Raw genomic sequence first — 22290 nt, forward strand, 5'->3', positions numbered from 1 at the left:
GTAGGAGCAACATGCGGCACGCAATGCCTGACGCGGCCCCCAACCGGCGGCGGCGTCGCCTGGTCACCGGCTTCGGCGCGGCCGGCGCGGCCGGCGCCGTCACCGCGCTGGTCGCCGTCCTCGTCCCCTCCGCCTCGGCGAGCACCCTGTTCAGCGACGACTTCGAGGGCGGCGCGGGCAGCTGGTCCAAGTCCGGTGGGAACTGGGCCGTGGTCTCCGACGGCTCGAAGGTCTTTCAGCAGTCCAAGGCCGACAGCGAGCTCGCCCGGGTCTTCGCCGGCGAGACGTCCTGGACGAACTACTCGGTCGAGGCGAAGGTCAAGCCGCTCAGCCTCGGCACGGGTCTGGCCGGGATCGCCGCCCGGGCCGGCGGCTCCTCCACGATGTACCGGCTCGCCCTGGTCGCGGGCGGCAAGGCCGAGCTGCAGACGGTCAAGGGCAGCGCGGTCACGGCGCTCGGGTCGGTCGCGGTGAGCAACCTCACCGCGTGGCACACGCTGAAGGTCGACGTCTCCGGCAGCACGGTGACCGGCTACGTCGACGGGGCCAAGGTCGCCTCCGGGACCGGGACGCTGGCCGGCACCGGGCGGATCGGGCTCGTCACCAGCTATGCGTCGGCCGCGTTCGACGACGTCTCGGTGGCCGCGCTGGGCGCGGGTTCCACGCCGACCGTGTCCCCGACCGTCTCGAAGACCGCGACGGCGGCACCGACCGCCACCACCGCCCCGACGAAGACGGCCACGGCTTCCCCGACGAAGACCTCGACCGCTTCGCCGACCGCTTCCCCGACGAAGACCGCTACCGCTTCGCCGGCGCCGACCGCCACCACCCCGGCTGCTGCCTGGCCGGCCGCCACCAGCACCAAGCCGGTCAGCGCGACCATTCCGGTCACCGGCACCCTGGACGGTGGCAACGCCCGCTACGTCGGCAGCGGCGCCCTGGGCGGCGACGGCCAGGACGAGGGCCAGGACCCGCTGTTCAAGCTCGCCGACGGTGCGGTGCTCAAGAACGTCATCCTCGGCGCCCCGGCCGCGGACGGCATCCACTGCTCCGGCTCCTGCACCCTGATCAACGTGTGGTGGGAGAACGTCGGTGAGGACGCTGCCACCTTCAAGGGCGGCGCCTCGGCGACCTACACCGTCGACGGCGGCGGTGCCAAGGGCGCGGACGACAAGGTGTTCCAGCACAACGGCGGCGGCACGCTGACCATCAAGAACTTCCAGGTCCAGGACTTCGGCAAGCTCTACCGCTCGTGCGGCAACTGCTCGACGCAGCACAAGCGCACCGTCGTGGTGCAGAACGTGGTCGCCACCGCCCCGGCCGGCAGCCTGGTCGGCATCAACCAGAACTACGGCGACACCGCCACGCTGTCCAAGATCACCGTGGTGGGCAAGAGGAGCCTGGACGTCTGCGTCCGGTTCACCGGCAACAGCAGCGGCAAGGAGCCGACCAAGGTCGGTTCCGGCCCGGACGGCACGTACTGCAAGTACACCGAGTCGGACATCACCTTCAAGTGATCGACCGGGGCCGCCGGGACGGGACCCGGCGGCCCCGGTTCTCGAAGCAAGACGAAGTGCCTGCGCGACGCCGCCCGGTGGCACGCGTCAACTGTGGGGAGGCGGCGCGATGACGCTCTTCGGCTCGGAGCTGCGCGCGGCACTGCGTGCGGAGGCAGCGGCGCACGTGCCGGACCGGGAGGCCATGCTCGACCGGATCACCGGCACCGCGGGGCGCAGCCGGTTCGCCCCCGGCCGGTCCGCGCCGCGCGTCCGGATCGCCGGCGCGGCGGTGACCGTGGCCGCGGTGCTGGGAGGCGGCGGGTTCGCCCAATGGGCGCTGGCCGGTGACGGCGACCCCCGGCCCGCACCGCCGGCACCCCCCGCGCCGACGGTGACCGCGCCGGCCACCCCGTCGCCGTCCGCCACCCCCACCACCCCGTCGTCGAGCCCGGCCACCACCTCGGCTTCACCCACCAGGCGCTCGTCGAAGGCTGTGCCGCCGTCCCCGGCATCGGCGTCCGGGTCGCAGCGGAGCACGGATCCCACGGCCACGGCGCAGGGGCCGATCTGGTCGGACGGCTCCGTCGTGCCGGACGGCAGGACTCAGGGCAGCAGTGTGGTGACCGTCCGGACCACCGAGCGACTGACCGCGCTCGAAGTGACGATCCGGGTCGCGCGCACGCCCGGGCTGGTCTCGCGCGGCGGCAGTGAGCAGGTACCCGGCGCGAGCGTGACCAGCACGGTCACCGAGGAGCCGGACGCGCTGGTCCACCGGTTCGTGCTCTCGTCGGGCGACACCGTGGAACCGGGGACCTACACGTTCTCCGCCCGGTACCTCTTCGCCGAGGGCGGGCGCGACGCGGGCGCCGACAGTTACCGCGTCGTGGGGACCTCAGCCGGTGCGGCGTCGCTCACCGCGAGCGGCGGTTTCCGCTAGGACGGGTGCGGATCCACAGCCGACGCCGCTCACAGGAACTCGACAGCCGGCGTGTGACAGCATCGCGCTATGCCAGGTCGCTCAGGCGGTGCTGCTGATCATCAGCGCGCTGCGCAGGCCGGTGATGTCCAGCACCCGCATCAGGAAATCGCCGACGTTGGTCAGGGACAGCACGGACTGTGCGTGCTGTGCCTTGCGGCTGAGCACCACCAGGGTGCCGAGGCCCTGCGAGTCGCAGAAGGTCACACCGGCCATGTCCAGCACGATCCGGGCCGGCGGCTCGGGCAGCAGCTCGTTGACGATCGTGGACAACTCGGTGACCGTGAGCACGTCGATCTCCCCGGCGAGCTGAATCACGACCTCGTCGGGGGCGCGCTGAACCGCTATGGACAGCTCCGGTCGTTCCACGCGGCTCAGCCTATCCTCTTCAGGACGAATCGGCCTGTCAGGCGCGGTCACGCCGGACGCTCGAAGGTGATGTGAAGAACCCTCCGGCAATACTCGTCATAGGCCGCTGACAGAATGGGAACCGCTGTGACCACGACATATCGCACCGCGCATCTTCCTTACCCGGAGGACGCCCCGGTCTCCCAGACTCTGTTCGACCGCGCCCGGGCCATCGTTCCCGGCGGGGTCAATTCACCTGTGCGTGCGTTTCGCGCGGTCGGCGGCACGCCGCGATTCATGACCTCCGGCAGCGGACCGTGGCTGACCGACGCGGACGGGCGGCGTTACGTCGACCTGGTCTGCTCCTGGGGCCCGCTGATCCACGGCCACGCCCACCCGGAGATCGTCGATGCGGTGCAGCGGGCGGCGGCGCTCGGCACCAGCTTCGGCACGCCGACGGCCGGCGAGGTGGACCTGGCCGAAGAGATCGTCCGGCGGGCGCCGATCGACGAGGTCCGCCTGGTCAACTCGGGCACCGAGGCGACCATGACGGCGATCCGGCTGGCCCGCGGCTACACCGGCCGTTCGAAAGTGGTGAAGTTCGCCGGCTGTTACCACGGTCACGTGGACGCGCTGCTCGTCGCGGCCGGGTCCGGGGTGGCCACGCTCGGGCTGCCCGACTCGCCCGGCGTGACGGGTGCGGCCGCGTCCGACACGATCGTCCTGCCGTACAACGACGTGGCCGCGGTGGCGCAGGCCTTCGCCGAGGCCGGCGGCGAGATCGCGGCGATCATCACCGAGGCCGCACCCGGCAACATGGGCGTGATCGCGCCGCGGGAAGGGTTCAACCAGCAGCTCGCCGAGATCGCCCATGCGCACGGCGCGCTGCTGATCGTCGACGAGGTGATGACCGGTTTCCGGGTTTCGGCCGGTGGCTGGGCCGGGCTCGACCCGGTCGACGCGGACCTGTTCACCTTCGGCAAGGTGATGGGCGGCGGCCTGCCCGCGGCGGCGTTCGGCGGCCGTCGCGAGATCATGTCGCGGCTCGCCCCGGCCGGCCCGGTCTATCAAGCCGGCACCCTCTCCGGCAACCCGCTGGCCTGCGCGGCCGGGCTGGCCTCGCTGCGGCTGGCCGACGACGCGGTCTACAAGCGGCTCGACGAGATGGCCGGCACAGTGAGCTCGATCGTCGTGGAGGCGCTGAAGGGCGCCGGCGTGCCGCATCGGCTGTCGTCCGCGGGCAACATGTTCTCGATCTTCTTCACCGATGCGGAGGTCGTCGACTACGACTCCGCCAAGGGGCAGGACGCCGCGGCGTTCAAGGCCTTCTTCCACGCGATGCTGTCGCACGGGGTGTACCTGCCGCCGAGCGCCTTCGAGTCGTGGTTCGTGTCGACCGCGTTGGACGACGCGGCGCTGGAGCAGATCGCCGCAGCGGCGCCGCACGCCGCTCGGGCCGCAGCGGGGGAGTGACAATTGTCTGAGCCGACCAAGACCACGGTGCACGTGTTCCGGCACGGTGAGGTCTACAACCCGGACCAGATCCTCTACGGGCGGTTGCCCGACTTCCACCTCTCCGAGCTGGGCCACCAGATGGCCAAGGCCGCGGCCGAGACGCTGGCGGGACGCGACATCACGCACGTGGTGGCGAGCCCGCTGGAGCGTGCCCAGGAGACGGCCGCACCGATCTCCGCGGAGTTCAAGCTGGAGACCGCCACCGACGTCCGGCTGATCGAGAGCGCGAACTACTTCGAGGGCAAGAAGGTCTCGGTCGGCGACGGCGCGTTCAGCAACCCGCGCCACTGGTGGGTGCTGCGCGACCCGATCACCCCGTCCTGGGGCGAGGCCTACCTGGTGATCGCCCAGCGGATGTTCGCCGCGGTGCAGGCCGCCCGGGTCGCCGCCGAGGGGCACGAGGCGGTCTGCGTCTCGCACCAGCTTCCGATCTGGACACTGCGCCGGTACGTGGAGGGCAAGCGCCTCTGGCACGACCCGCGGCGCCGTGAGTGCGGGCTGGCCAGCCTCACCTCGTTCCGCTTCGAGGGCTCCAAGGTGGTCGGCATCGACTACTCCGAGCCCGCCGCGCACCTGGTCGCCCTCTCCGCGACGGCCAAGACCGCCAAGGGGGCCTGACCGTGCGCCGCCTGGTCATCGTCGTCGCCGCGGTCGCCGCCGCCGGTGTGCTGACCGGGTGCACCGACGGCGAGGAGAACTGGGCGAAGAAGTGCGAGACCACCAAGGACCTGGTGGTGGAGTGCGCGCCCGAGGTTCGGTCGCAGGTCTCCGGCGTGACCGGGGAGCTGCTCGACGGTGGCAGCTACGACCTCGCCGCCGACAAGGGCAAGGTGGTGGTGGTCAACTTCTGGGGCTCCTGGTGCGCGCCGTGCCGGGCGGAGGCCGACGACCTGGAGAAGACCTATCAGGCCACCAAGGAGCAGGGCGTCTCGTTCATCGGGGTCAACTCGAGGGACGATCGGGACGCGGCGAAGAACTTCGAGCGGGGCAGGGTCACCTACCCGAGCATCTTCGACTTCGACGCCAAGGTCGCGCTGCAGTTCGATGTGACACAGACCAGCACCCCGGCGACGCTGATCCTGGACCGGGAGAGCCGGATCGCGTACGCCCTGCGCCGCGCCACCACAGCCGGCGAGCTCCAACCCCTGGTGGAACGGGTGGCAAGGGAGAACAGCTGATGGGCGACGCCTTTCAGGACACCGCACTGAACGGGCCGCTGCTGCTGGCGATCGGCGCCGCGGTGATCGCCGGCCTGGTCAGCATCCTGTCGCCGTGCGTGCTGCCGCTGGTGCCCGGCTATCTGTCGTACGTCACCGGTCTGGCCGGCTCCGACATGGAAGCCGTCATGGGTAGGGACACCGAGACCACCGGCGGGGTCGCGACCATGACCCGCTCCCGGACGCTGGCCCTCAAGGGCCGGGTGCTGCTCGGCAGCAGCCTGTTCGTGCTCGGCTTCGCGGTCGTCTTCACCCTGCTCACCACGCTGGTCGCGAACATCGGCTTCACCCTGCTGACCCACCGGGACACCCTCAACATCGTCCTCGGCGTCCTGATCATCGTGCTCGGTCTGGGTTACCTGGGCTGGATCCCGGGCTTCCAGCAGGAGGCCCGGATCAGCAAGCTGCCGGCCGCAGGCCTGCTCGGCGCGCCGGTCTTCGGGGCGATCTTCGCGGTCTCCTGGATCCCGTGCGTGGGCCCGACGCTGGCCGCGGTGACCGCCCTGGCGACCACGAGCGGGCGCACCGACCGGGCGGTGATCCTGGCGCTCGCGTTCAGTCTCGGGCTCGGTGTCCCGTTCATCATCTTCGGCCTCTTCTTCCGCCGGATGCTCGGCGTGATCAAGGCGATCCGCCGGAACAGCCGGTGGGTGACCCGGACCGGCGGCGCCCTGCTGATCATCATCGGGCTGGCGCTGATCACCGGGCAGTGGAACTACTTCCTGGCGTGGCTGATGACCACCTTCAACTTCGGTGGGGAGCTGCTGCTGTGACCGTGGTCGAGGACCGGCCGGCCGCCCCGGCAGCGCCGCCGCCGCGGCGCCCCAACCCGGTGCTGGCGCTGCTGCGCAACTCCTGGCGACAGCTCACCAGCATGCGGACCGCGCTGGTGCTGCTCTTCCTGCTCGCGGTGGCCGCGGTGCCCGGCTCGGTGTTCCCGCAGCGGTCGGTGAACCGGGAGAACGTGCAGGAGTACTTCGCCGAGCATCCCGACCTGGCCCCGGTGATCGACCGGTTCGGTGCCTTCGACGTGTACGCGTCACCCTGGTTCGCCGCCATCTATCTGCTGCTCTTCACATCACTGGTCGGCTGCGTGCTGCCCCGGCTCCGTGACCACGTCCGGGCGCTCAGGACCGTACCCCCGGAAGCACCCAAGCGGATGGACCGCCTGCCGCAGCATTCCCCGGCGACCGCGAGTTCCGAAGATCCGGCCGTGGCGGCCGATCGCATCGCGCGGATGCTGCGCAGCCGGCGTTTCCGGACCCGGCGACGGGAACTCGACGGCGGCGGCTGGAGCATCTCGGCGGAGAAGGGCTTCCTGAAGGAGACCGGCAACCTGCTCTTCCACTTCGCCATGCTGGCGGTGCTGATCGCGGTCGGCTTCGGCCACTGGTACGGCTGGCACGCGAACCGCCTGCTGGTGACCGGTCAGGACCAGGGTTTCTGCAACACGCTCCCGCAGTTCGACGATTCCTCGCTCGGCCCCCGGGTGGCGCCCAGCGACCTGCCGAACATCTGCTTCAAGCTCACCGAGTTCGAGACGACCTACCAGAGCACCGGGCAGCCGAAGTCGTTCCTGGCGACGGTGTCGGTCAGCGAGGACGGCGGGCCCGAGCAGATCCGATCGTTCACGGTCAACGACCCGCTGCGCCTGGACGGGGCGAACGTCTATCTGCTCGGCCAGGGGTACGCGCCGGTACTGCGCTTCACCGACCGGTACGGCGTCCAGCAGACCAAGGTGGTGCCGTTCCTGCCCACTGACGGGATGCTGACCAGCGAGGGCGTGGTCCAGTTCCCGGACGTCAACATCGATCCGAAGACCAATGAGCGGGACAACAGCCTGCAGATGGGGTTCGAGGGCGTCTTCCTGCCGACCGGGGGGACCGACGGCAGCGCCCGGTCGACGTTCCCGGCCGCCGACAACCCGGTGCTCTACCTGGCCGCCTACCGTGGTGACCTGGGGCTCGACGTGGGTCTGCCGGGTTCGGTCTACGCGCTCGACCGCGGGCAGATCGCCACCGGCGCGCTGAAGAAGATCGGCGGCGAGCGGCCGTACGTGCTGCGCCCCGGCGAGACGTGGACCCTGGACGACGGCAGCAAGCTGGAGTTCGTCGGCGCCCGGCAGTTCGCCACCCTCTCGATCCGGTACGACCCGACGCAGGGCGTGCTGCTGGCCGGCTCGGTGCTGGGCCTGCTCGGCCTGATGTCGTCGCTCTCCGTGCACCGGAGAAGGGTGTGGTTCCGCGTGCTCCCGGACGCGGGGAGTAGCGTGATCGAAGCCGGTGGCCTGCCCCGCACCGACTACCCCGGTTTCAGCGACGAGTTCGCGGCGCTGACCCGAGCCGTTGAGGAAGGGACGCCCTGATGGCGGAGTTGTCGAACCAGCTGATGGCGCTGACCGTGCTGGCCTACCTGGCCGCCATGGTCTGCTACGCCGGGGAGTACGCGTTCGGTCAGCGCAGCCGCGTCGGCAAGGCGGCGTCCCGCCAGCTGGTGGGAGCGGGCGCCCCGGTCGACCAGGTCGTCAAGGTCCCGGGCCCGCCGAGACCCGGCAAGGGCGAGTTGTCCGGCCGCATCGCGGTGGTGCTCACGGTCCTCGGCCTGGCCCTGCACCTGGGCGCGACGGTCACCCGCGGCATCGCCGCCGACCGGATGCCCTGGGGCAACATGTACGAGTACATCCTCTCCGCGACGCTGATCGGCGCCGCGGTCTGGGTGGGTGTGCTGCTGCGCATGCCGGCCGTCCGGCACCTGGGCCTGTTCGCCTCGCTGAGCCTGGTGGTGCTGCTCGGCGCGGCCAGCCTGATCGCGTACACCCCGGTCGGCCCGCTGGTCCCGGCGCTCAACTCGTACTGGTTCATCTTCCACGTGTCGACGATCATCATCTCGTCGGGCATCTTCCTGATCGGCGCGGTCCCGGCCGCGATGTTCCTGATCAAAAACGGTTACGCCGAGGGCAGGCGCACCTTCCCGTACACGCTGGGCAAGCGGGTCGGCGACGCCGGGACGCTGGAGCGGCTCACCTTCCGCCTGCACGCCTTCGCCTTCCCGCTGTTCACCTTCGGCGCGCTGATCGCCGGCCCGCTGTGGGCCGAGGCGTCCTGGGGACGGTACTGGGGGTGGGACCCCAAGGAGGTCTGGGCGTTCATCTCCTGGATCGTCTACGCCGCCTATCTGCACGCCCGGGCCACGCCGAGCGTCAAGCGGACGACCGCGACGTGGATCGCGCTGATCGGATTCGTCACGATGCTGATGAACCTGTTCGGCGTGAACCTGTTCTTCGAGGGCCTGCACTCCTACGCCGACGCCGGCTGAGGGCACTCTTTCTGCCCGGCTGATCTCGAACCCTTTTGGTACGCCTACGAAAGTCCCGGGGCTACCCCGCGACCACCTGCAACTCCGGGCCGCAGCGCGGCCGCCGGGCTGAAGCGGGTGGTCACCGGCCTAACGGCCGTCGGAGCAGTCGCCGGCCGTCCAGGTGTCGTAACGCGTCACCCAGTCCAGGCAGAACCCGCCCCGGCGCTGCTGCTGGCCGGCCTCCATCCCGGTCAGCGTGGCCACGTCCTCACGCCAGAACCGGGGCGCCCCACCGCCCGGCGGCCGCAGCCGCACGTTGTCCACGGTCACTTTCGGCACGCCGATCTGGGTCGGCCGGCTCGCGTCGACGTGCACCTCGACGTACTGCTCGATGTGCGCGCTGGCGCCGATCGGCAGGCGCTGCGTGGTCAGCAGGTTCCACCGGTTGTTCCACCACAGCCAGGCCCGCCAGAAGCCTTCGGCGTCCGAGTTGAGGTCCAGCCAGATCTGGTCGCCGGGGCGGATCGTGTACTGGTCGTGGAACTGCCAGACGTTGGTGTTGGTGTTGAACGTGTAGATGTGCTGCCGGCCCGGCGTGGCCCAGCCCGTCTCCGCCCAGCCGGCCTCCAGCCAGGAGATCCGCCCGCGGCCCATGTCCCGTTTGGCCATGAACCGGCCGGCCACGAAGTCGTAGGTGTGCGGGCGGACCGACCCGTCCACGATCGAGAAGCGGCCGGACACCCCGGACCACTCGTCGCTGGTGCCGGCACCGAGGTGGTGGTATCCGCTGGGGGTGAAGGCGCCGGGACGCTTCACGCGTACGGCCGATTCCAGGATGCGCCCGGCGGCCCGGCACGCTCCCGGGGTCTTCGTCCCGGCCGGCCGGGACGGCGGCCGTGTGGATTTCGGCCCCGGCGCACACTCCGGCAGGCGCGACGTCCCAGCGCTCACTGGCGCGGCCCCGGCCGGACCCGCAGGCGCGGCGTGGGCGGCCGGACCCGTGGGCGCGGCGTGGGCGGCCGGACCCGTGGGCGCGGCGTGGGCGGCCGGACCCGTGGGCGCGGCGTGGGCGGCCGGGCTCGCGGGCGCGGCGATGGCGAGGCCGGCGGCGAGTCCGGTCGCGGCGAACCATCGGGCCACGTTACGGAGTCTCACATCCCAGTCCAACGCGAGAAACCGATCACGAGTGACGGGCCTGCGCGGGGCAGGACGGCGTTCCGGTGCCAGACTGGGTGGCATGCCGCCTCGTGGATTCCCCTATGCCGATCTGCAGAGCTTCATCGCCGCCTTGGAGAAGGCCGGCGAGCTGCGGCGCATCACCGTGCCGGTGGACCCGACGCTGGAGATGAGCGAGGTGGTCACCCGGACCGTGCGGGCCGGTGGCCCGGCGCTGCTCTTCGAGAACCCGACCCGCGGCGAGATGCCCGTGGCGATCAACCTGTTCGGCACCGAGAAGCGGATGGCGATGGCGCTCGGTGTCGAGACGCTGGACGAGGTCGGTGACCGGATCGGCGCGATGATCAAGCCGGAGTTGCCGGTCGGCTGGTCCGGCATCCGGGAGGGTCTCGGCAAGGTGCTGCAGCTCAAGTCGATGCCGCCGAGGAAGGTGAAGACCGCGCCCTGCCAGGAGGTCGTGCTGAAGGGCGACGAGGTGGACCTGAACCGGCTGCCCGGCCTGCAGGTCTGGCCGGGCGACGGCGGCATCTTCCACAACTTCGGGCTGACCCACACCAAACACCCCGAGACAGGCAAGCGCAACCTCGGGTTGTACAGGTTGCAGCAGCACTCGAAGAACACGCTCGGCATGCACTGGCAGATCCACAAGGACTCCACCGCGCACCACGCGGTCGCCGAGCGGCTCGGCCAGCGGCTACCGGTCGCCATCGCGATCGGTGCCGACCCGGTCGTCTGTTACGCGGCCAGCGCGCCGCTGCCCGGCGACATCGACGAATACCTGTTCGCCGGCTATCTGCGGGGCGAGCGGGTCGAAATGGTCGACTGCCTGACCGTGCCGCTGCAGGTGCCTGCCGAGTCGCAGATCATTCTGGAGGGGTACCTCGAGCCCGGCGAGCGGCACCCGGAGGGGCCGTTCGGCGACCACACCGGCTATTACACCCCGGTCGAGCCGTTCCCGGTGCTGCACATCGAGTGCATCACGATGCGGAAGAAGCCGATCTACCACTCGATCATCACCTCTCAGCCGCCGCAGGAGGATCACGGCCTGGGCAAGGCCACCGAGCGGATCTTCCTGCCGCTGGCGAAGATGCTGATCCCGGACATCGTCGACTACGACATGCCGGCCGAGGGCGTCTTCCACAACTGCCTGATCGTGTCGATCCGCAAGCGGTACCCGAAGCACGCGCAGAAGGTGATGAGCGCCCTCTGGGGCGCCCACCTGATGTCACTGGTGAAGCTCATCGTGGTGGTCGACGAGGACTGCAACGTGCACGACTACTCCGAGGTCGCGTTCCGGGCCTTCGGCAACGTCGACTACGGCCGGGACCTGCTGCTCACCGAGGGCCCGGTGGATCACCTCGACCACTCCTCCTACCAGCAGTTCTGGGGCGGCAAGGCGGGTGTCGACGCCACCCGTAAGCTGCCGACCGAGGGCTACACCCGGGGCTGGCCGGAGGCGATGGCCATGTCGCCCGAGGTGGTGTCGCTGGTCGACAAGCGGTGGAAGGAATACGGGCTGTGACAGCGGTGTCCGAGAGCCCGGGGAAGGTCAAGTCCTTCCTCCGGCTGGTCATGATCGAGCACTCGATCTTCGCGCTGCCGTTCGCGTACCTCTCCGCGCTGGTGGCGATCGACCGGGACGGGACCGGCCGGCACTGGGGCGACCTGGTGCTGATCACGATCGCGATGGTCTCCGGGCGGACGTTCGCGATGGCGGCCAACCGGATCCTGGACCGCCGGATAGACGCGCTGAACCCGCGCACCCAGAACCGGGAGCTGGTCACCGGAGCGGTCAGCGTGCGTACGGCCTGGACCGGCGCACTCGTCTCGCTGGTCGTCCTGGTGGTGGCGGCCGGCCTGCTCAACCCGCTCTGCCTGCTGCTCTCGCCGCTCGCGGTGATCCCGCTGGTGGTCTACCCGTACGCGAAGCGGTTCACCAACTTCCCGCACTACGTGCTCGCGCTGGCCCAGGCGGTCGCCCCGGTCGGCGCCTGGCTCGGCATCACCGGCACCTTCGCCGGCTCCGGGCCGGCCTGGGTGCTCGGCGTCGCGGTCGGCCTCTGGATCGGCGGCTTCGACATCATCTACGCCTGTCAGGACGTGGAGGTGGACCGCCGGATCGGGGTGCATTCGACGCCGGCCCGCTTCGGGGTGCGCACTGCCCTGCACATCTCGACCGTCACCCACGTCGCCGCCTTCGCGCTGTTCGTCTGGTTCGGCGAACTGGCCGGTCTCGCCTGGCTGTGGTGGCTGGGCCTGCTGGTCACCGCGGCCGGGCTGGTCTATCAGCACGTCGTGGTGACCGCCGACGACCTGTCCAAGGTCAACCGGGCGTTCTTCACCGCGAACGGTTTCATCGCGATCGCGCTCTTCCTCTTCGCGCTCTCCGATCTCATGCTCCTGTAACCGATCGCCGGTCGACGTCCGTCCAACCCGCGTGAGCGACAGAGAGGCCCAGTTCCGGGAGTTCGTCGGCGCCCGGATGGATTCGCTGCGCGGGCTGGCGTACCTCACCTGCGGCGACTGGCAGCTGGCCGAGGACGCGGTGCTTGCCGCCCTGTCCAGGCTTTACGCGCGATGGAACCGCATCGACAACCATGACGCGTACGCGCGTACCGCGGTGGTCCGGGCGGCGATCGACGAGACCCGGCGCCCGTGGTGGCGCCGTGAGCAGTCGCACAGCCACGCCATGCCGGAGCCGGCGCTGCCCGATGCCACCCCGGCCGTGGACGAGCGGCTGCGGATCCGGCAGGCGCTGGCCGGTCTGCCCGCCCCGCAGCGTGCCGTGGTGGTGCTGCGCTTCCTGGAGGGGCTCAGCGTGCGGCAGACCGCGGACGCGCTGCGCTACCCCGAGGGCACGGTGAAGGCCTACACCTCGCGCGGCCTCGAGGCGCTCCGCCGGACTCTCGGCACCGAACTGGAGGCGCGCGATGAAGCACCTGTCTGAGCTGCTGCGGGAGGCCCAGGGCGGGGCGCCACCGGCACGGTACGGCGTGGACGACATGGTCGCCGCGGGCCGCCGCCGGGTGCGCCGCCGTACCACCGGCTGGGCTGTCGCCGCCGCGGCAGCGGTCGCTCTCGTGATCGGGGCCCCGCAGGTGCTGGCCCGGCCGGGCGCGGGCCGCCCGGTGCTGCCGGTGGCCCCGCCGTCCGCAAGCCCTACCCCGCGCCCGCTCGACTTCCTGTTCCGCGGCTACACCGTCGGTGACTTCCGGGTGGCGGACCCGGACACATTGGTGCGCCTGGACCGGAGCACGGCCGCCGTCACCCGGGACGGCCGGCAGGTGGGGACCTTGAGCTTGTACCCGCCGGGTGTCGAGATCGGCGACCTCTACGATCGGTCCACCGCGACCGAGCGGATCAACGGGCGGCCGGCCTTCCTGGTGGACGGGGATTTCGGCTCCGGCACACTGGCCTGGGAGACCGGCGGGAACCGGATCGCCGTCCTCGACGCCGCCGCCGGTGCGAGCGACGCACGCCTGATCGCCGGCCGGTTCGTCCTCGGTGGCGGGCAGCCCGCGCGGCTCGCCTTCCGGGCCGGTCACGTGCCGGACGGCTACCGCCTGACCAGCGTGCGGAGCGCACCGGCCACGCCGGCGGAGAGCCTCGCGCTCCTGCTGCCGGTCGCGGCGGCGGCGACGGTGATGGCCGACCCGGCCGGGCAACCGGCCCCCGGCCCGGTCGAGATGATCAGCATCCGGGTCGCGCCGGAGGGCGAGGAGCCGCGGTGCGCCGACGAGGACGGGTCAGCCTGTGAGTCCGCGGTCGTGGACGGCTACCGGCTGGAGGTGCACAGCCAGGGTGCGGCGGCGCCCGAGGTCCGGAAGGTCTTCGAGTCGATCACCCTGGCCGACCCGCGTGACCCGGCCACCTGGTTCCCGGTGGATCAGGCCCTGCCGCCGTCGGTGCGGTTCACCCGATGAACCTCGGCCGGTCGTGTCCGATCACAACGGGGGCGGGCACGCCCGGCCGAGCGATGTCCGGGCGACCGTGCGGGCACACTGGAAGGCATGCGTGAACCCTGGATCATCGGCGTCTCGGGCGCCTCGGGCACCCCGTACGCCAAGGCGGTCCTCACCACCCTCCTGGACGCCGGTGAGTCGGTGGATCTGGTCGTCTCCCGGGCCGCCCGGCTGACACTGCTGGACGAGACGGGCGCGACGATCCGCGACGCGCACTGGAAGGACGACGTGGCGGCCTGGCTCGGCCGCGACCTGGGGGACCTGGCGTACTGGCCGGCCGGTGACCTGGCCGCCGGGCCGAGCAGCGGGTCCTACCCGGCGCGCGGCATGGCGGTGGTGCCGGCGAGCACGGCGGCGTGTGCGGGCATCGCCATCGGGCTGTCCAAGGACCTGTTGCAGCGGGCGGCCGAGGTGAACCTCAAGGAACGCCGGCGCACCGTCGTCGTGCCCCGGGAGACCCCGGTGACCCGCAGCCACCTGGAGCACCTGATCGCCCTGCACGACGCCGGGGCGGTGGTCCTGCCTGCCAGCCCCGGCTTCTACGGATCCGGGGCGGACGCGAGCGCGCAGCAGCTGATCGATTTCGTGGCCGGCAAGGTGCTGGACGCTCTGGGCGTACCCCACAGCCTTTTCCGCAGGTGGACCGGCGAACTCGGTGAGGGCCGCGCCTAGCGCGACCCTCACCGGTTCATGACTTGCCTAGCGCAGGCCGTTCGGCGGACCGTAGCCCGCGCCCGGATTGGAGGGGCCGTTGTTTCGCGGCTTGTTGGCGGCGTCGTCCTCGCGCATTTCCTCGATCACGCCGTCACCCTCGAGAAGGGCGCGTACTTCGGATTCGCGGAATCGGCGGTGTCCACCGGGAGTACGGATACTGCCGATGCGCCCGGCGGCCGCCCAACGCGTCACCGTCTTGGGATCGACGCGGAACAACGCGGCCACCTCACCCGGCGTCAGCAGACGATCTCCAGTGTCCACAACCCCCTCCTCGGTTTTGGTTCTGGAGCGGCCGTGGTCACGGTGAGTGTCGGCGTGCTCGATCGGGACGTAAAGCCATTAGAGCACCGCCCCTGAAGCAAGTCCGTGAAATGCGGAAAAAGCCCCGATTGCGACAGTGGTCATTATCCTGCCGCCCATTCGCCGCTACCGGGCGTGAAGGGGTGAGGGCCACCCGATTAGGGTTTGAACCATGGACTCCATCGACCTCCGGCTGATCGACCTGCTACGAGAGAACGCTCGCTCGTCGTACGCCGAACTTGCCCGCAAGGTCGGGCTCTCCGCCCCCGCGGTGCACGAACGAGTCGGTAAGCTCGAGACCGCCGGGACCATCCGGGGATACCGGGCCGACATCGACCACGAGGCGATCGGACTCGGCGTCACCGCGTTGATCGGCATCATCGAGGACTCCGGCGCGGACACCGACGACGTGCTCGCCGCGGTGCGCGCCATGCCCGAGGTGGAGAGCTGCTATTTCATGGCCGGTGTCGAGTCTTACCAGCTCATCGTGCGGGTCGGCACGATCGCGGAACTGGAGCAGCTGATCGTGCGGATCAATCGGACGCCCGGGGTGGCATCGACCAGGACCGCGATCGCCCTCTCCACGAAGTGGGAGCACCGGCCGCAGCCCGGTCTGGGCTGAGATGGAGTCCACCAAGCTCGACCGCTCCGACAGCGTCGCCCGCGACTGGGCCCGCGACGCCATCGGCATGGTCGAGGCGGACGCCAACCGGTCCGCCGACACCCACCTGCTGCCGTTCCCGCTGCCGCGGTCCTGGGGCATCGATCTGTACCTCAAGGACGAGTCGTCACACCCCACCGGTTCACTCAAGCATCGCCTGGCACGTTCGCTATTCCTGTACGGGCTCTGCAATGGCTGGATCGGTCCACGAACGACGATCGTGGAAGCCTCGTCCGGATCGACAGCGGTCAGCGAGGCCTATTTCGCCCGAATGCTCGGTCTGCCGTTCATCGCGGTGATGCCCGCCGCTACGTCCCCGGAGAAGATCTCGCTGATCGAGTTCCAGGGCGGCAAGTGCCACCTGGTGGCCGACGCGACGCAGGTGGTCGCCGAGGCGCAGCGGCTCGCCACCGAGCTCGACGGGCACTTCATGGACCAGTTCACGTACGCCGAGCGGGCCACCGACTGGCGGGGCAACAACAACATCGCGGAGTCGATCTACAGCCAGCTGGAGCTGGAGCGGCACCCCGTACCGGCCTGGATCGTGGTCGGCGCCGGCACCGGTGGCACCAGCGCCACCATCGGACGGTACGCGAGGTATTGCCGCTTCCCCACCAAGCTCTGCGTTGTCGACCCCGAGGGGTCCGCGTTCTGGCAGGCTTACCTGGCCGGCGACTGGAACGTCGTGACCGGCACGGGTTCGCGCATCGAAGGGATCGGCCGGCCGCGGGTGGAGCCGTCGTTCCAGCCCTCGGTGGTGGACCGGATGATGCACGTGCCGGACGCCGCCTCGCTGGCCGCCATGCGGGCCGGCTCGGAGGTGCTCGGCCGGCGGCTCGGCGGGTCGACCGGCACGAACCTGTGGGGAGCGTTCCGGGTGATCGCCGAGATGCTGGCGGCCGGGCGGACCGGCTCCGTGGTCACGCTGATCTGTGACGGTGGCGAGCGCTACGTGAACACCTACTACTCCGACGACTGGGTGACGGCCCAGAAACTCGACCTGAGGCCGCACGCGGCGGTGGTTCAGCAGTTCCTGCACGACGGGAGCTGGCCGGGATAGCCGCCGTCGGCGGCGCGTGATTAGATCCACGATCGTGGAAGATCCTTCGCCTTCGGGCGCGGACCGGCTCGCCGCCGCCGAAGCGGTGCGGGCCGGTGTGCCGGCCGAGGCGCCGCGCAGGTCGAGGGCCGGCATCGTCGCGGCCGCCCTGACCGCCGTCCTGGCCGCGGGCGGCGCGGGCGCAGTCGTCTTCTGGCCGGCCCCGGAGGAGGCCGCCGAGGCCACCTCCGCACCGGCACCGAGCCGCCCGCCGACCCCGTTCGAGGCCTCCCTCGCCCGGCTGGAGGCGCAGGCGGCCGCGCTCACCGAGGGCGACGAGAAGGGCTGGCTGGCGGCGGTGGACCCGAAGCAGCCCAAGCTCGTCGCCGCCTTCCGCACGATCTACCGCAACCTTCGCGCCCTGGACGTCGGCCACGTGGAATACCACGCCACCCCGCACGTCGAGAAAGCCCCCGACGGGACCGTCCGGGTCGACGCCTCGCTCGGCTACTGCTTCACCGGCGGCACCTGCCCGGCCTGGCGCAACGCCGCCGACGCCGGGCCGCCCAAACTCGATCAGGAACTCACCTTCACGCTGCGCGACGGTGAGTACCTCATCACCAAGCTGAAGGCCGACCGGCGCGGCTTCCTCTCCGAGCCGCCGTGGGAGAAGCAGCAGCTCTCCTTCGCCCGTGGCAAACGGGTCGTGCTGGCCGCCTCGGGCAGCCAGAAGAAGCACCTCAAACGGTTTCTCCCGGTCGCCGAGAAGGCCGCCCGGGTGGTCGACCGTTACGCCGCCCTGATCGGCAACAAGCAGGGTGCCCGTTACCGGATCTACCTGGCCGACGACAAGGCCTGGAAGTCCTGGTACGGCGGCGGCACCCAGAACTGGGTGATCGGTTACGCGCTGCCGCTCAACACCGCTGGGACCGATGTGGTGCTGCGGATGAGCAAGGTCCTCGAGGAACAGGACGTCTCGACCATCGTGCAGCACGAGCTGGCGCACGTGGTCACCCTGGCCGGCATCAGCAACCGGGACACCGACGACGACCAGTGGCTGCTGGAGGGCATCGCCGAGTACATCGGCGCCTACCCGAAGAAGCCGCAGGACACCTACAGCCGGTACGCGCTGGCCGAGCGTTACCGTGAGCGCGGCACGCCCAGGAGCATCGCGGTGCCCTCACTGACCGCCAAGTCCGACGACCTCACGGTCAGCACCCTGTACGCCATGGGCCATTACGCCTCGGCCTGCATGGCCACGAAGTTCGGCGAATCCGGCCTGATGAAGTTCGCCGACCTGGTGCTGCGCCAGGGCAAGAAGCCGGACGAGGCTTCGCGAGCCGCTTACGGCAAGCCGTTCAAGACCGTCGACAAGGCGTGCTTGAGCTGGATCAGGAGCCGGGTCTGACCCGCCGGGCCAGACCGGGATAGTCCACCACGAAACCCTCGTCGTCGAGCGTCATGTCGGTGCTGAACGTCTCGCTCGCGAACCGCACCTGGTTGTCGCCCAGCGATGTGTAGATCTGGTCGGCCTGGATCACCTCAAGGCTCGGCAGCAGCACCCACGCGACGCTCAGGCGGTGCGCGACCCCGGTCTCCGCCTTCAGCAGATCCAGCCGGCGGACCGGCAGCGTGTTGGTCAGCGGGGAGCCGCCCAGGTCGACGTCGAAAGCCCCGTACAGCAGGTCGGGGTCCTCGCTGCCGGGCAGCCCGGCGCGGGCATGACCGGCGGCCACCAGCGCCGCGTCCAGATCGCCCTGCTCGGAAGTCGTGATCCGCCAGCGCCCGGCCGCCAGCTCCAGCCGCACGGTCCGCGCCCAGCCTGCACCCTCGGCCCGCACGTCGAACCGGCTGGTCACCCAGTCCGGCCCGGTCTGCAGCTCGTAGTGACACGTGTAGGCGACCGGGTCGACGGCCACGGCGGTGCCCTGCGCGTACAGCCCCGTGCGGGACTCCAGCAGGACGTGTTCGGCGCCGGGGACGTCACGGCGCTCCCAGAACAGCGCGTCAGGCAGCGGCATGCCGTCAACCTACCCGCTGCGAGCGGCTTTCTCCCGCCCCGGCGCGGGTCGGCCTTTCATCCTTGTTTCGTACGATCGGCGACCGGTCCCGTCGGCTACCTCGCGGCCGCAGCGCGGCCGCCGGGCTGAAGTGGGTGGTCACCCGACGGAAAGGTCCCGGCACGCGATACGTGCCGGGACCTTCACCGAACTGTTCGATCAGTAGGTGCGAGCCGGGCGGGCCGCGCCGAAACGGCCCGACGGGCCCTCGCGGCGGTCCGTGCGGTGGCTGTCCCGGCGCTGACCGGTCGGCCGGTCGCCGTTGCGCACCGGGCGGTCACCGACGTGCCGGTCGGCGAAGTGGCGGTCGCCACCGGCCGGACGGTCACCGAAGTGCCGGTCCCCGCCGGTCCGCTCGGCGGCGGGCCGGGCCGGACGGTCACCGAAGCTGCCGCGCGGCCGGTCGCCGGTCTGCCGGTCCCCGAACTGACGGTCACCCGTCGGCCGGTCGCCGTACGGACGGCGCGGGCGGTCGCCGAAGCTGCCGCGCTCGCCGCCACCGGTGCGGTCGCTGCTGTTGCGGTCGCCGTAGGAACGCTGCGGACGGTCACCGTAGGAACGCTGCGGACGGTCACCGAACCGGCGCGACCGGTCCCCGCGCTCACGGCGCGGCTCCGGCTCTTCGACGACCGGGATGCCACTGGGCTCACGGGCGCCGGTGACCTCGGCCAGCTTCTCGTCGCCCACACGGACGCGGACCTCGCCCGGGTGCACCCCGGCCTTGGCCATCATCGCCTGCGTGCTGCGCCGCTGCTTCGGCAGGACCAGCGTGACGACCGCACCGGACTCGCCGGCCCGAGCCGTACGACCGGCCCGGTGCAGGTAGTCCTTCGGGTCCTTCGGCGGGTCGACGTGAACGACCAGCGAGATGCCGTCGACGTGGATGCCGCGGGCGGCGACGTCGGTGGCGACCAGGACGTTCGTCCGGCCTTCCTTGAACTCGGCGAGCGTCCGGGTGCGGACCCGCTGGGTCTTGCCGCCGTGCAGCGCGCCGGCACGCACACCGACCGCCGCGAGCTGCTCGGCCAGCCGGTCCACGCCCATCTGGGTGCGGGCGAAGACGATGGTCTTGCCCTCCCGGTTGGCGATCCACGACGTGATCGGGAACTTCTCCGCCGGCGGGATCAGCAGCAGGTGGTGGTCCATCGTGGACACGCTCGCCTCGGCCGGGGCCGTGGAGTGCGTGACCGGGTCGTGCATGAAGCGCTTGACCAGCGTGTCGACGTCACCGTCCAGGGTGGCCGAGAAGAGCAGGCGCTGGGCATGCTCGGGCGTCTTGGCCAGCAGCTCGGTAACCTCGGGCAGGAAGCCCATGTCGGCCATCTGGTCGGCCTCGTCGAGCACGGTGACCTCGACGTCGTCGAGCCGGCAGGCGCCACGCTCGATCAGGTCGGCGAGCCGGCCCGGAGTGGCGACGATCACCTCGACGCCGCGGCGCAGGGCGTCCATCTGCCGGTCGTACGGCACGCCGCCGACAGCGGTCTTCAGGAACACGCCGACCGACCGGCCGATCGGCATCAGCGCGTCGGCGACCTGCATCGCCAGCTCGCGGGTCGGCACCAGGATCAGGGCCTTGGGGTAGTGCGGGCGGGCCTTGCCGCTGAGCGCGGTCCGGGCCAGCACGGGCAGGCCGAAGGCCAGCGTCTTGCCGGAGCCGGTCTGGCCACGGCCGAGCACGTCCCGGCCGGCCATGGCGTCCGGCACGGTGGCGGCCTGGATCTCGAACGGGGTGGTGATGCCCTCACGGGTGAGGACCCGCACGATCTCGGCGGGAACGCCGAGGTCGGCGAAGGTGGGGGCCGGCGCGGCGGCGGGAACAGCCACGATCTCCGGCTCGGGGGTTTCGACAGCGGGGGTCTCGAGTACGGACGGGAACGTGCTGGGATCAGCGAAAGTGGTCAAGAGAACCTCTCTACGGGGGCGCAAGCTCGCGAATTGGCCCGCCGCGGCCGCAATGGACCGCTCGCTGAAATGCCCGCAAGAACGCCCGTGGCGCACACCGGGTGGGCGCGCCGCGTCAATAACTACCATCAGTGTACGGGTGAACGTCTGAACCACCGACCGCATTCCCGGCGGGTAGTGGGCAGGCTCACCCCTGAGTACAACCCTGCAAGCTTACGGCCCATCCAGCCGGACAGCAAAACCACGCGGTCATCGGTACGGGGTCAGCCGTCCGGTCAGCTCGTCAGATTCTTGATCATATTGGTCACGGCGTCACCCGCGGTGAAGACGAAAACCAAGCTCACCGTGACCAGCAGCCCCAGGACGGCGAGCATCGCCACGACGACCTTGAAGTTGCTGCGGCGCTGCTCGACGGGTGCGTCGTACCACCCCTGAGCCAGGATGTGGCCGGTCAGCGAGCCCGAGTTCTCCAGCGGGTCGGACACCGGCATGGTCATGTCGATCGACGGATAACCGCCGGTGCTGTAGACCGTCCCCTGCCCGCGCTGCTCCGGCACCGGGTTCACCGGCGTGGTCGGTGCGCCATAGGTGGCGGGCTGACCGAGTCGCCCCGAGGGGACCGGCTGTGTCATGTCGATGTTCTCCGGCGCAGTGGGAGGTGCCGCCGGCGTCTTGCCGTACGACATGGGTGGCAGTCCGGCCGGTCCGGAACTCGGCGGCAGGGTGTACGAGGGTAGACCGCTCCCGCCACCGATCACCGGGGGCGGCCCGAACGGTGCCGGCGCCGGGCCGGGATGCGGCGGGCCGGGGACCGGGCTCGGCCCCGGGCCCGGCGGGACCGGGTTGGGTCCGGGGGCGGGCGGCACCGGGCTGGGTCCCGGACCGGGAGGCACGGGGCTGGGACCCGGTCCGGGCGGGACCGGGTTGGGCCCGGGCGCCGGCGGCACGGGTCCGGGCGGCGCCGGGCTGGGATCCGGTCCGGGTGGCGTGGGGCTCGGCCCAGGACCTGGCGGTGTGGGACTCGGGCCGGGGCCGGGCGGTGTGGGGCTCGGGCCGGGTGCGGGCGGCACCGGTCGGGGTGCGGGCTCCGGCTGGGCCGGCCTGGGGTCTGTGGGCCGGGGCTCGGCCGGCTGCGGCTCACCGGGCTCGATGCGCTCCGGCCCTGCGGGCTCCGCGGGCTCCGGCTTTGTGCGCTCGGGAGTCGCCTGTTCGGCTTTCGCGGTCTCCGCTTCCGGGGCCTCGACCTTCGCGGGATTGCCGTCGGCCGGTTCGTTCCCCCGGGATGCCGGGCTCCCGTCGGCGGCCGAGACACCGTACACGGTGGGCTTACCGGTGACATGAATCTCACCGGCGCCGGGGCGGATCGCGCTCGGCACCGAGGCGCGGGCCGCACCCGCACCGGGAACAGCTGAGATCGGCCGGGCGGAGCCGCCGTTGTCGCCGGAGGCGGGCTTGGCCGGAGAAGAGGCCGGAACCGACGCGCGAGCCGCGCCGGGGCCGGGAACAGCGGAGATCGGCCGGGCCGAGCCGCCGTTGTCACCGGTGGTGGGCTTGGCCGGAGAAGAGGCCGGAACCGACGCGCGAGCCGCGCCGGGGCCGGGAACAGCGGAGATCGGCCGGGCCG

At 71.1% G+C, this 22290-nt stretch carries 22 protein-coding genes; 16 read left to right on the forward strand and 6 right to left on the reverse strand.

Annotated features, from left to right (window positions below; all coding sequences use genetic code 11):
* Positions 1-11 precede the first annotated feature (11 nt).
* Together AC0NH5_RS40370 and AC0NH5_RS40375 are read left to right on the forward strand one after the other, a co-directional pair.
* Positions 12-1517, forward strand: coding sequence for a pectate lyase (locus AC0NH5_RS40370; protein ID WP_474413266.1), 1506 nt, complete (start codon positions 12-14; stop codon positions 1515-1517).
* Between the two features lie 109 nt (positions 1518-1626).
* A complete protein-coding gene (locus AC0NH5_RS40375) occupies positions 1627-2436 on the forward strand; it encodes a hypothetical protein (protein ID WP_474413268.1) in 810 nt (269 codons plus the stop codon).
* An 81-nt stretch (positions 2437-2517) separates the two neighbouring features.
* On the opposite strand, the gene AC0NH5_RS40380 is transcribed toward AC0NH5_RS40375, so the two are convergent.
* A complete protein-coding gene (locus AC0NH5_RS40380) occupies positions 2518-2844 on the reverse strand; it encodes an STAS domain-containing protein (RefSeq protein ID WP_474413270.1) in 327 nt (108 codons plus the stop codon).
* A 114-nt stretch (positions 2845-2958) separates the two neighbouring features.
* Here AC0NH5_RS40380 and hemL point away from each other — a divergent pair, with 114 nt between their 5' ends.
* From hemL to ccsB, 6 genes are read left to right on the forward strand one after another with little or no spacing between them, the layout of a single operon-like run.
* On the forward strand, positions 2959-4296 hold the full coding sequence (hemL, locus tag AC0NH5_RS40385) for a glutamate-1-semialdehyde 2,1-aminomutase (protein WP_474413272.1): 1338 nt from the start codon (positions 2959-2961) through the stop codon (positions 4294-4296).
* A 3-nt stretch (positions 4297-4299) separates the two neighbouring features.
* Complete coding sequence (locus AC0NH5_RS40390; RefSeq protein WP_474413274.1) at positions 4300-4956, forward strand: histidine phosphatase family protein; 657 nt, start codon at positions 4300-4302, stop codon at positions 4954-4956.
* A complete protein-coding gene (locus tag AC0NH5_RS40395) occupies positions 4953-5516 on the forward strand; it encodes a TlpA family protein disulfide reductase (RefSeq protein WP_474413310.1) in 564 nt (187 codons plus the stop codon). The genes AC0NH5_RS40390 and AC0NH5_RS40395 overlap by 4 nt, the downstream gene beginning before the upstream one ends.
* Positions 5516-6328 (forward strand): cytochrome c biogenesis CcdA family protein, encoded by an 813-nt coding sequence (locus AC0NH5_RS40400; protein WP_474413276.1) that lies wholly within the window; start codon positions 5516-5518, stop codon positions 6326-6328. Before AC0NH5_RS40395 ends, AC0NH5_RS40400 begins: the two co-directional genes overlap by 1 nt.
* Positions 6325-7920: a cytochrome c biogenesis protein ResB gene (locus tag AC0NH5_RS40405; RefSeq protein ID WP_474413278.1), complete on the forward strand. Its 1596-nt coding sequence runs from the start codon at positions 6325-6327 to the stop codon at positions 7918-7920. Before AC0NH5_RS40400 ends, AC0NH5_RS40405 begins: the two co-directional genes overlap by 4 nt.
* A complete protein-coding gene (gene ccsB, locus AC0NH5_RS40410; RefSeq protein ID WP_474413280.1) occupies positions 7920-8870 on the forward strand; it encodes a c-type cytochrome biogenesis protein CcsB in 951 nt (316 codons plus the stop codon). The genes AC0NH5_RS40405 and ccsB overlap by 1 nt, the downstream gene beginning before the upstream one ends.
* Positions 8871-8999: 129 nt before the next feature.
* Here the strand turns inward: ccsB and AC0NH5_RS40415 are convergent, their stop codons facing one another.
* Positions 9000-9992 carry a hypothetical protein gene (locus tag AC0NH5_RS40415; RefSeq protein ID WP_474413282.1) on the reverse strand — a complete coding sequence of 331 codons (993 nt, stop codon included), beginning with the start codon at positions 9990-9992 and terminating at the stop codon, positions 9000-9002.
* A gap of 97 nt (positions 9993-10089) precedes the next feature.
* On the opposite strand from AC0NH5_RS40415, the gene AC0NH5_RS40420 reads away from it, so the two are divergent.
* The 5 genes from AC0NH5_RS40420 to AC0NH5_RS40440 all read left to right on the forward strand — a co-directional run bounded on the left by AC0NH5_RS40420 (position 10090) and on the right by AC0NH5_RS40440 (position 14662).
* Complete coding sequence (locus AC0NH5_RS40420) at positions 10090-11550, forward strand: menaquinone biosynthesis decarboxylase (RefSeq protein WP_474413284.1); 1461 nt, start codon at positions 10090-10092, stop codon at positions 11548-11550.
* The gene (gene mqnP, locus AC0NH5_RS40425) at positions 11547-12434 is read left to right on the forward strand and encodes a menaquinone biosynthesis prenyltransferase MqnP (RefSeq protein WP_474413286.1); all 888 of its coding nucleotides are present in this window, start codon (positions 11547-11549) and stop codon (positions 12432-12434) included. The genes AC0NH5_RS40420 and mqnP overlap by 4 nt, the downstream gene beginning before the upstream one ends.
* Positions 12435-12465: 31 nt before the next feature.
* Positions 12466-12975: a SigE family RNA polymerase sigma factor gene (locus AC0NH5_RS40430; protein ID WP_474413288.1), complete on the forward strand. Its 510-nt coding sequence runs from the start codon at positions 12466-12468 to the stop codon at positions 12973-12975.
* On the forward strand, positions 12959-13951 hold the full coding sequence (locus AC0NH5_RS40435; protein ID WP_474413290.1) for a hypothetical protein: 993 nt from the start codon (positions 12959-12961) through the stop codon (positions 13949-13951). The genes AC0NH5_RS40430 and AC0NH5_RS40435 overlap by 17 nt, the downstream gene beginning before the upstream one ends.
* An 87-nt stretch (positions 13952-14038) precedes the next feature.
* Positions 14039-14662 carry a UbiX family flavin prenyltransferase gene (locus AC0NH5_RS40440; protein WP_474413292.1) on the forward strand — a complete coding sequence of 208 codons (624 nt, stop codon included), beginning with the start codon at positions 14039-14041 and terminating at the stop codon, positions 14660-14662.
* A gap of 27 nt (positions 14663-14689) precedes the next feature.
* Here the strand turns inward: AC0NH5_RS40440 and AC0NH5_RS40445 are convergent, their stop codons facing one another.
* Positions 14690-14965 (reverse strand): BldC family transcriptional regulator, encoded by a 276-nt coding sequence (locus tag AC0NH5_RS40445; RefSeq protein ID WP_045740459.1) that lies wholly within the window; start codon positions 14963-14965, stop codon positions 14690-14692.
* Positions 14966-15176: 211 nt separating this feature from the next.
* Between AC0NH5_RS40445 and AC0NH5_RS40450 the strand changes: the two genes are divergently transcribed.
* The 3 genes from AC0NH5_RS40450 to AC0NH5_RS40460 are packed head-to-tail and all read left to right on the forward strand — an operon-like array spanning position 15177 to position 18112.
* Positions 15177-15626 (forward strand): Lrp/AsnC family transcriptional regulator, encoded by a 450-nt coding sequence (locus AC0NH5_RS40450; protein ID WP_196417080.1) that lies wholly within the window; start codon positions 15177-15179, stop codon positions 15624-15626.
* A 1-nt stretch (position 15627) separates the two neighbouring features.
* Positions 15628-16725, forward strand: coding sequence for an L-cysteine desulfhydrase Cds1 (gene cds1 / locus AC0NH5_RS40455; protein WP_474413295.1), 1098 nt, complete (start codon positions 15628-15630; stop codon positions 16723-16725).
* Between the two features lie 34 nt (positions 16726-16759).
* Entirely contained in the window at positions 16760-18112 is a 1353-nt protein-coding gene (locus tag AC0NH5_RS40460) for a hypothetical protein (RefSeq protein ID WP_474413297.1), read from the forward strand.
* Here AC0NH5_RS40460 and AC0NH5_RS40465 read toward each other — a convergent pair.
* The 3 genes from AC0NH5_RS40465 to AC0NH5_RS40475 form a co-directional block, all read right to left on the reverse strand.
* Entirely contained in the window at positions 18096-18725 is a 630-nt protein-coding gene (locus AC0NH5_RS40465) for a putative glycolipid-binding domain-containing protein (RefSeq protein ID WP_474413299.1), read from the reverse strand. The two genes, AC0NH5_RS40460 and AC0NH5_RS40465, sit on opposite strands and share 17 nt — an antisense overlap.
* 198 nt (positions 18726-18923) lie before the next feature.
* On the reverse strand, positions 18924-20666 hold the full coding sequence (locus tag AC0NH5_RS40470) for a DEAD/DEAH box helicase (RefSeq protein WP_474413301.1): 1743 nt from the start codon (positions 20664-20666) through the stop codon (positions 18924-18926).
* A 275-nt stretch (positions 20667-20941) separates the two neighbouring features.
* Positions 20942-21298, reverse strand: a complete 357-nt coding sequence (locus tag AC0NH5_RS40475) for a hypothetical protein (protein WP_474413303.1) — start codon at positions 21296-21298, stop codon at positions 20942-20944.
* Positions 21299-22290 lie beyond the last annotated feature (992 nt).

Source organism: Actinoplanes sp. 13 (genome assembly GCF_056134165.1).

Bases quoted from the DNA above. Each gene is read 5' to 3' on its own strand.
- AC0NH5_RS40420 (WP_474413284.1), top strand. From the start codon at position 10,090: ATGCCGCCTCGTGGATTCCCCTATGCCGATCTGCAGAGCTTCATCGCC.
- AC0NH5_RS40435 (WP_474413290.1), top strand. From the start codon at position 12,959: ATGAAGCACCTGTCTGAGCTGCTGCGGGAGGCCCAGGGCGGGGCGCCA.
- AC0NH5_RS40400 (WP_474413276.1), top strand. From the start codon at position 5,516: ATGGGCGACGCCTTTCAGGACACCGCACTGAACGGGCCGCTGCTGCTG.
- hemL (WP_474413272.1), top strand. From the start codon at position 2,959: ATGGGAACCGCTGTGACCACGACATATCGCACCGCGCATCTTCCTTAC.
- AC0NH5_RS40450 (WP_196417080.1), top strand. From the start codon at position 15,177: ATGGACTCCATCGACCTCCGGCTGATCGACCTGCTACGAGAGAACGCT.
- AC0NH5_RS40375 (WP_474413268.1), top strand. From the start codon at position 1,627: ATGACGCTCTTCGGCTCGGAGCTGCGCGCGGCACTGCGTGCGGAGGCA.
- AC0NH5_RS40475 (WP_474413303.1), bottom strand. From the start codon at position 21,298: ATGACACAGCCGGTCCCCTCGGGGCGACTCGGTCAGCCCGCCACCTAT.
- AC0NH5_RS40465 (WP_474413299.1), bottom strand. From the start codon at position 18,725: ATGCCGCTGCCTGACGCGCTGTTCTGGGAGCGCCGTGACGTCCCCGGC.
- AC0NH5_RS40440 (WP_474413292.1), top strand. From the start codon at position 14,039: ATGCGTGAACCCTGGATCATCGGCGTCTCGGGCGCCTCGGGCACCCCG.
- cds1 (WP_474413295.1), top strand. From the start codon at position 15,628: ATGGAGTCCACCAAGCTCGACCGCTCCGACAGCGTCGCCCGCGACTGG.
- AC0NH5_RS40370 (WP_474413266.1), top strand. From the start codon at position 12: ATGCGGCACGCAATGCCTGACGCGGCCCCCAACCGGCGGCGGCGTCGC.
- ccsB (WP_474413280.1), top strand. From the start codon at position 7,920: ATGGCGGAGTTGTCGAACCAGCTGATGGCGCTGACCGTGCTGGCCTAC.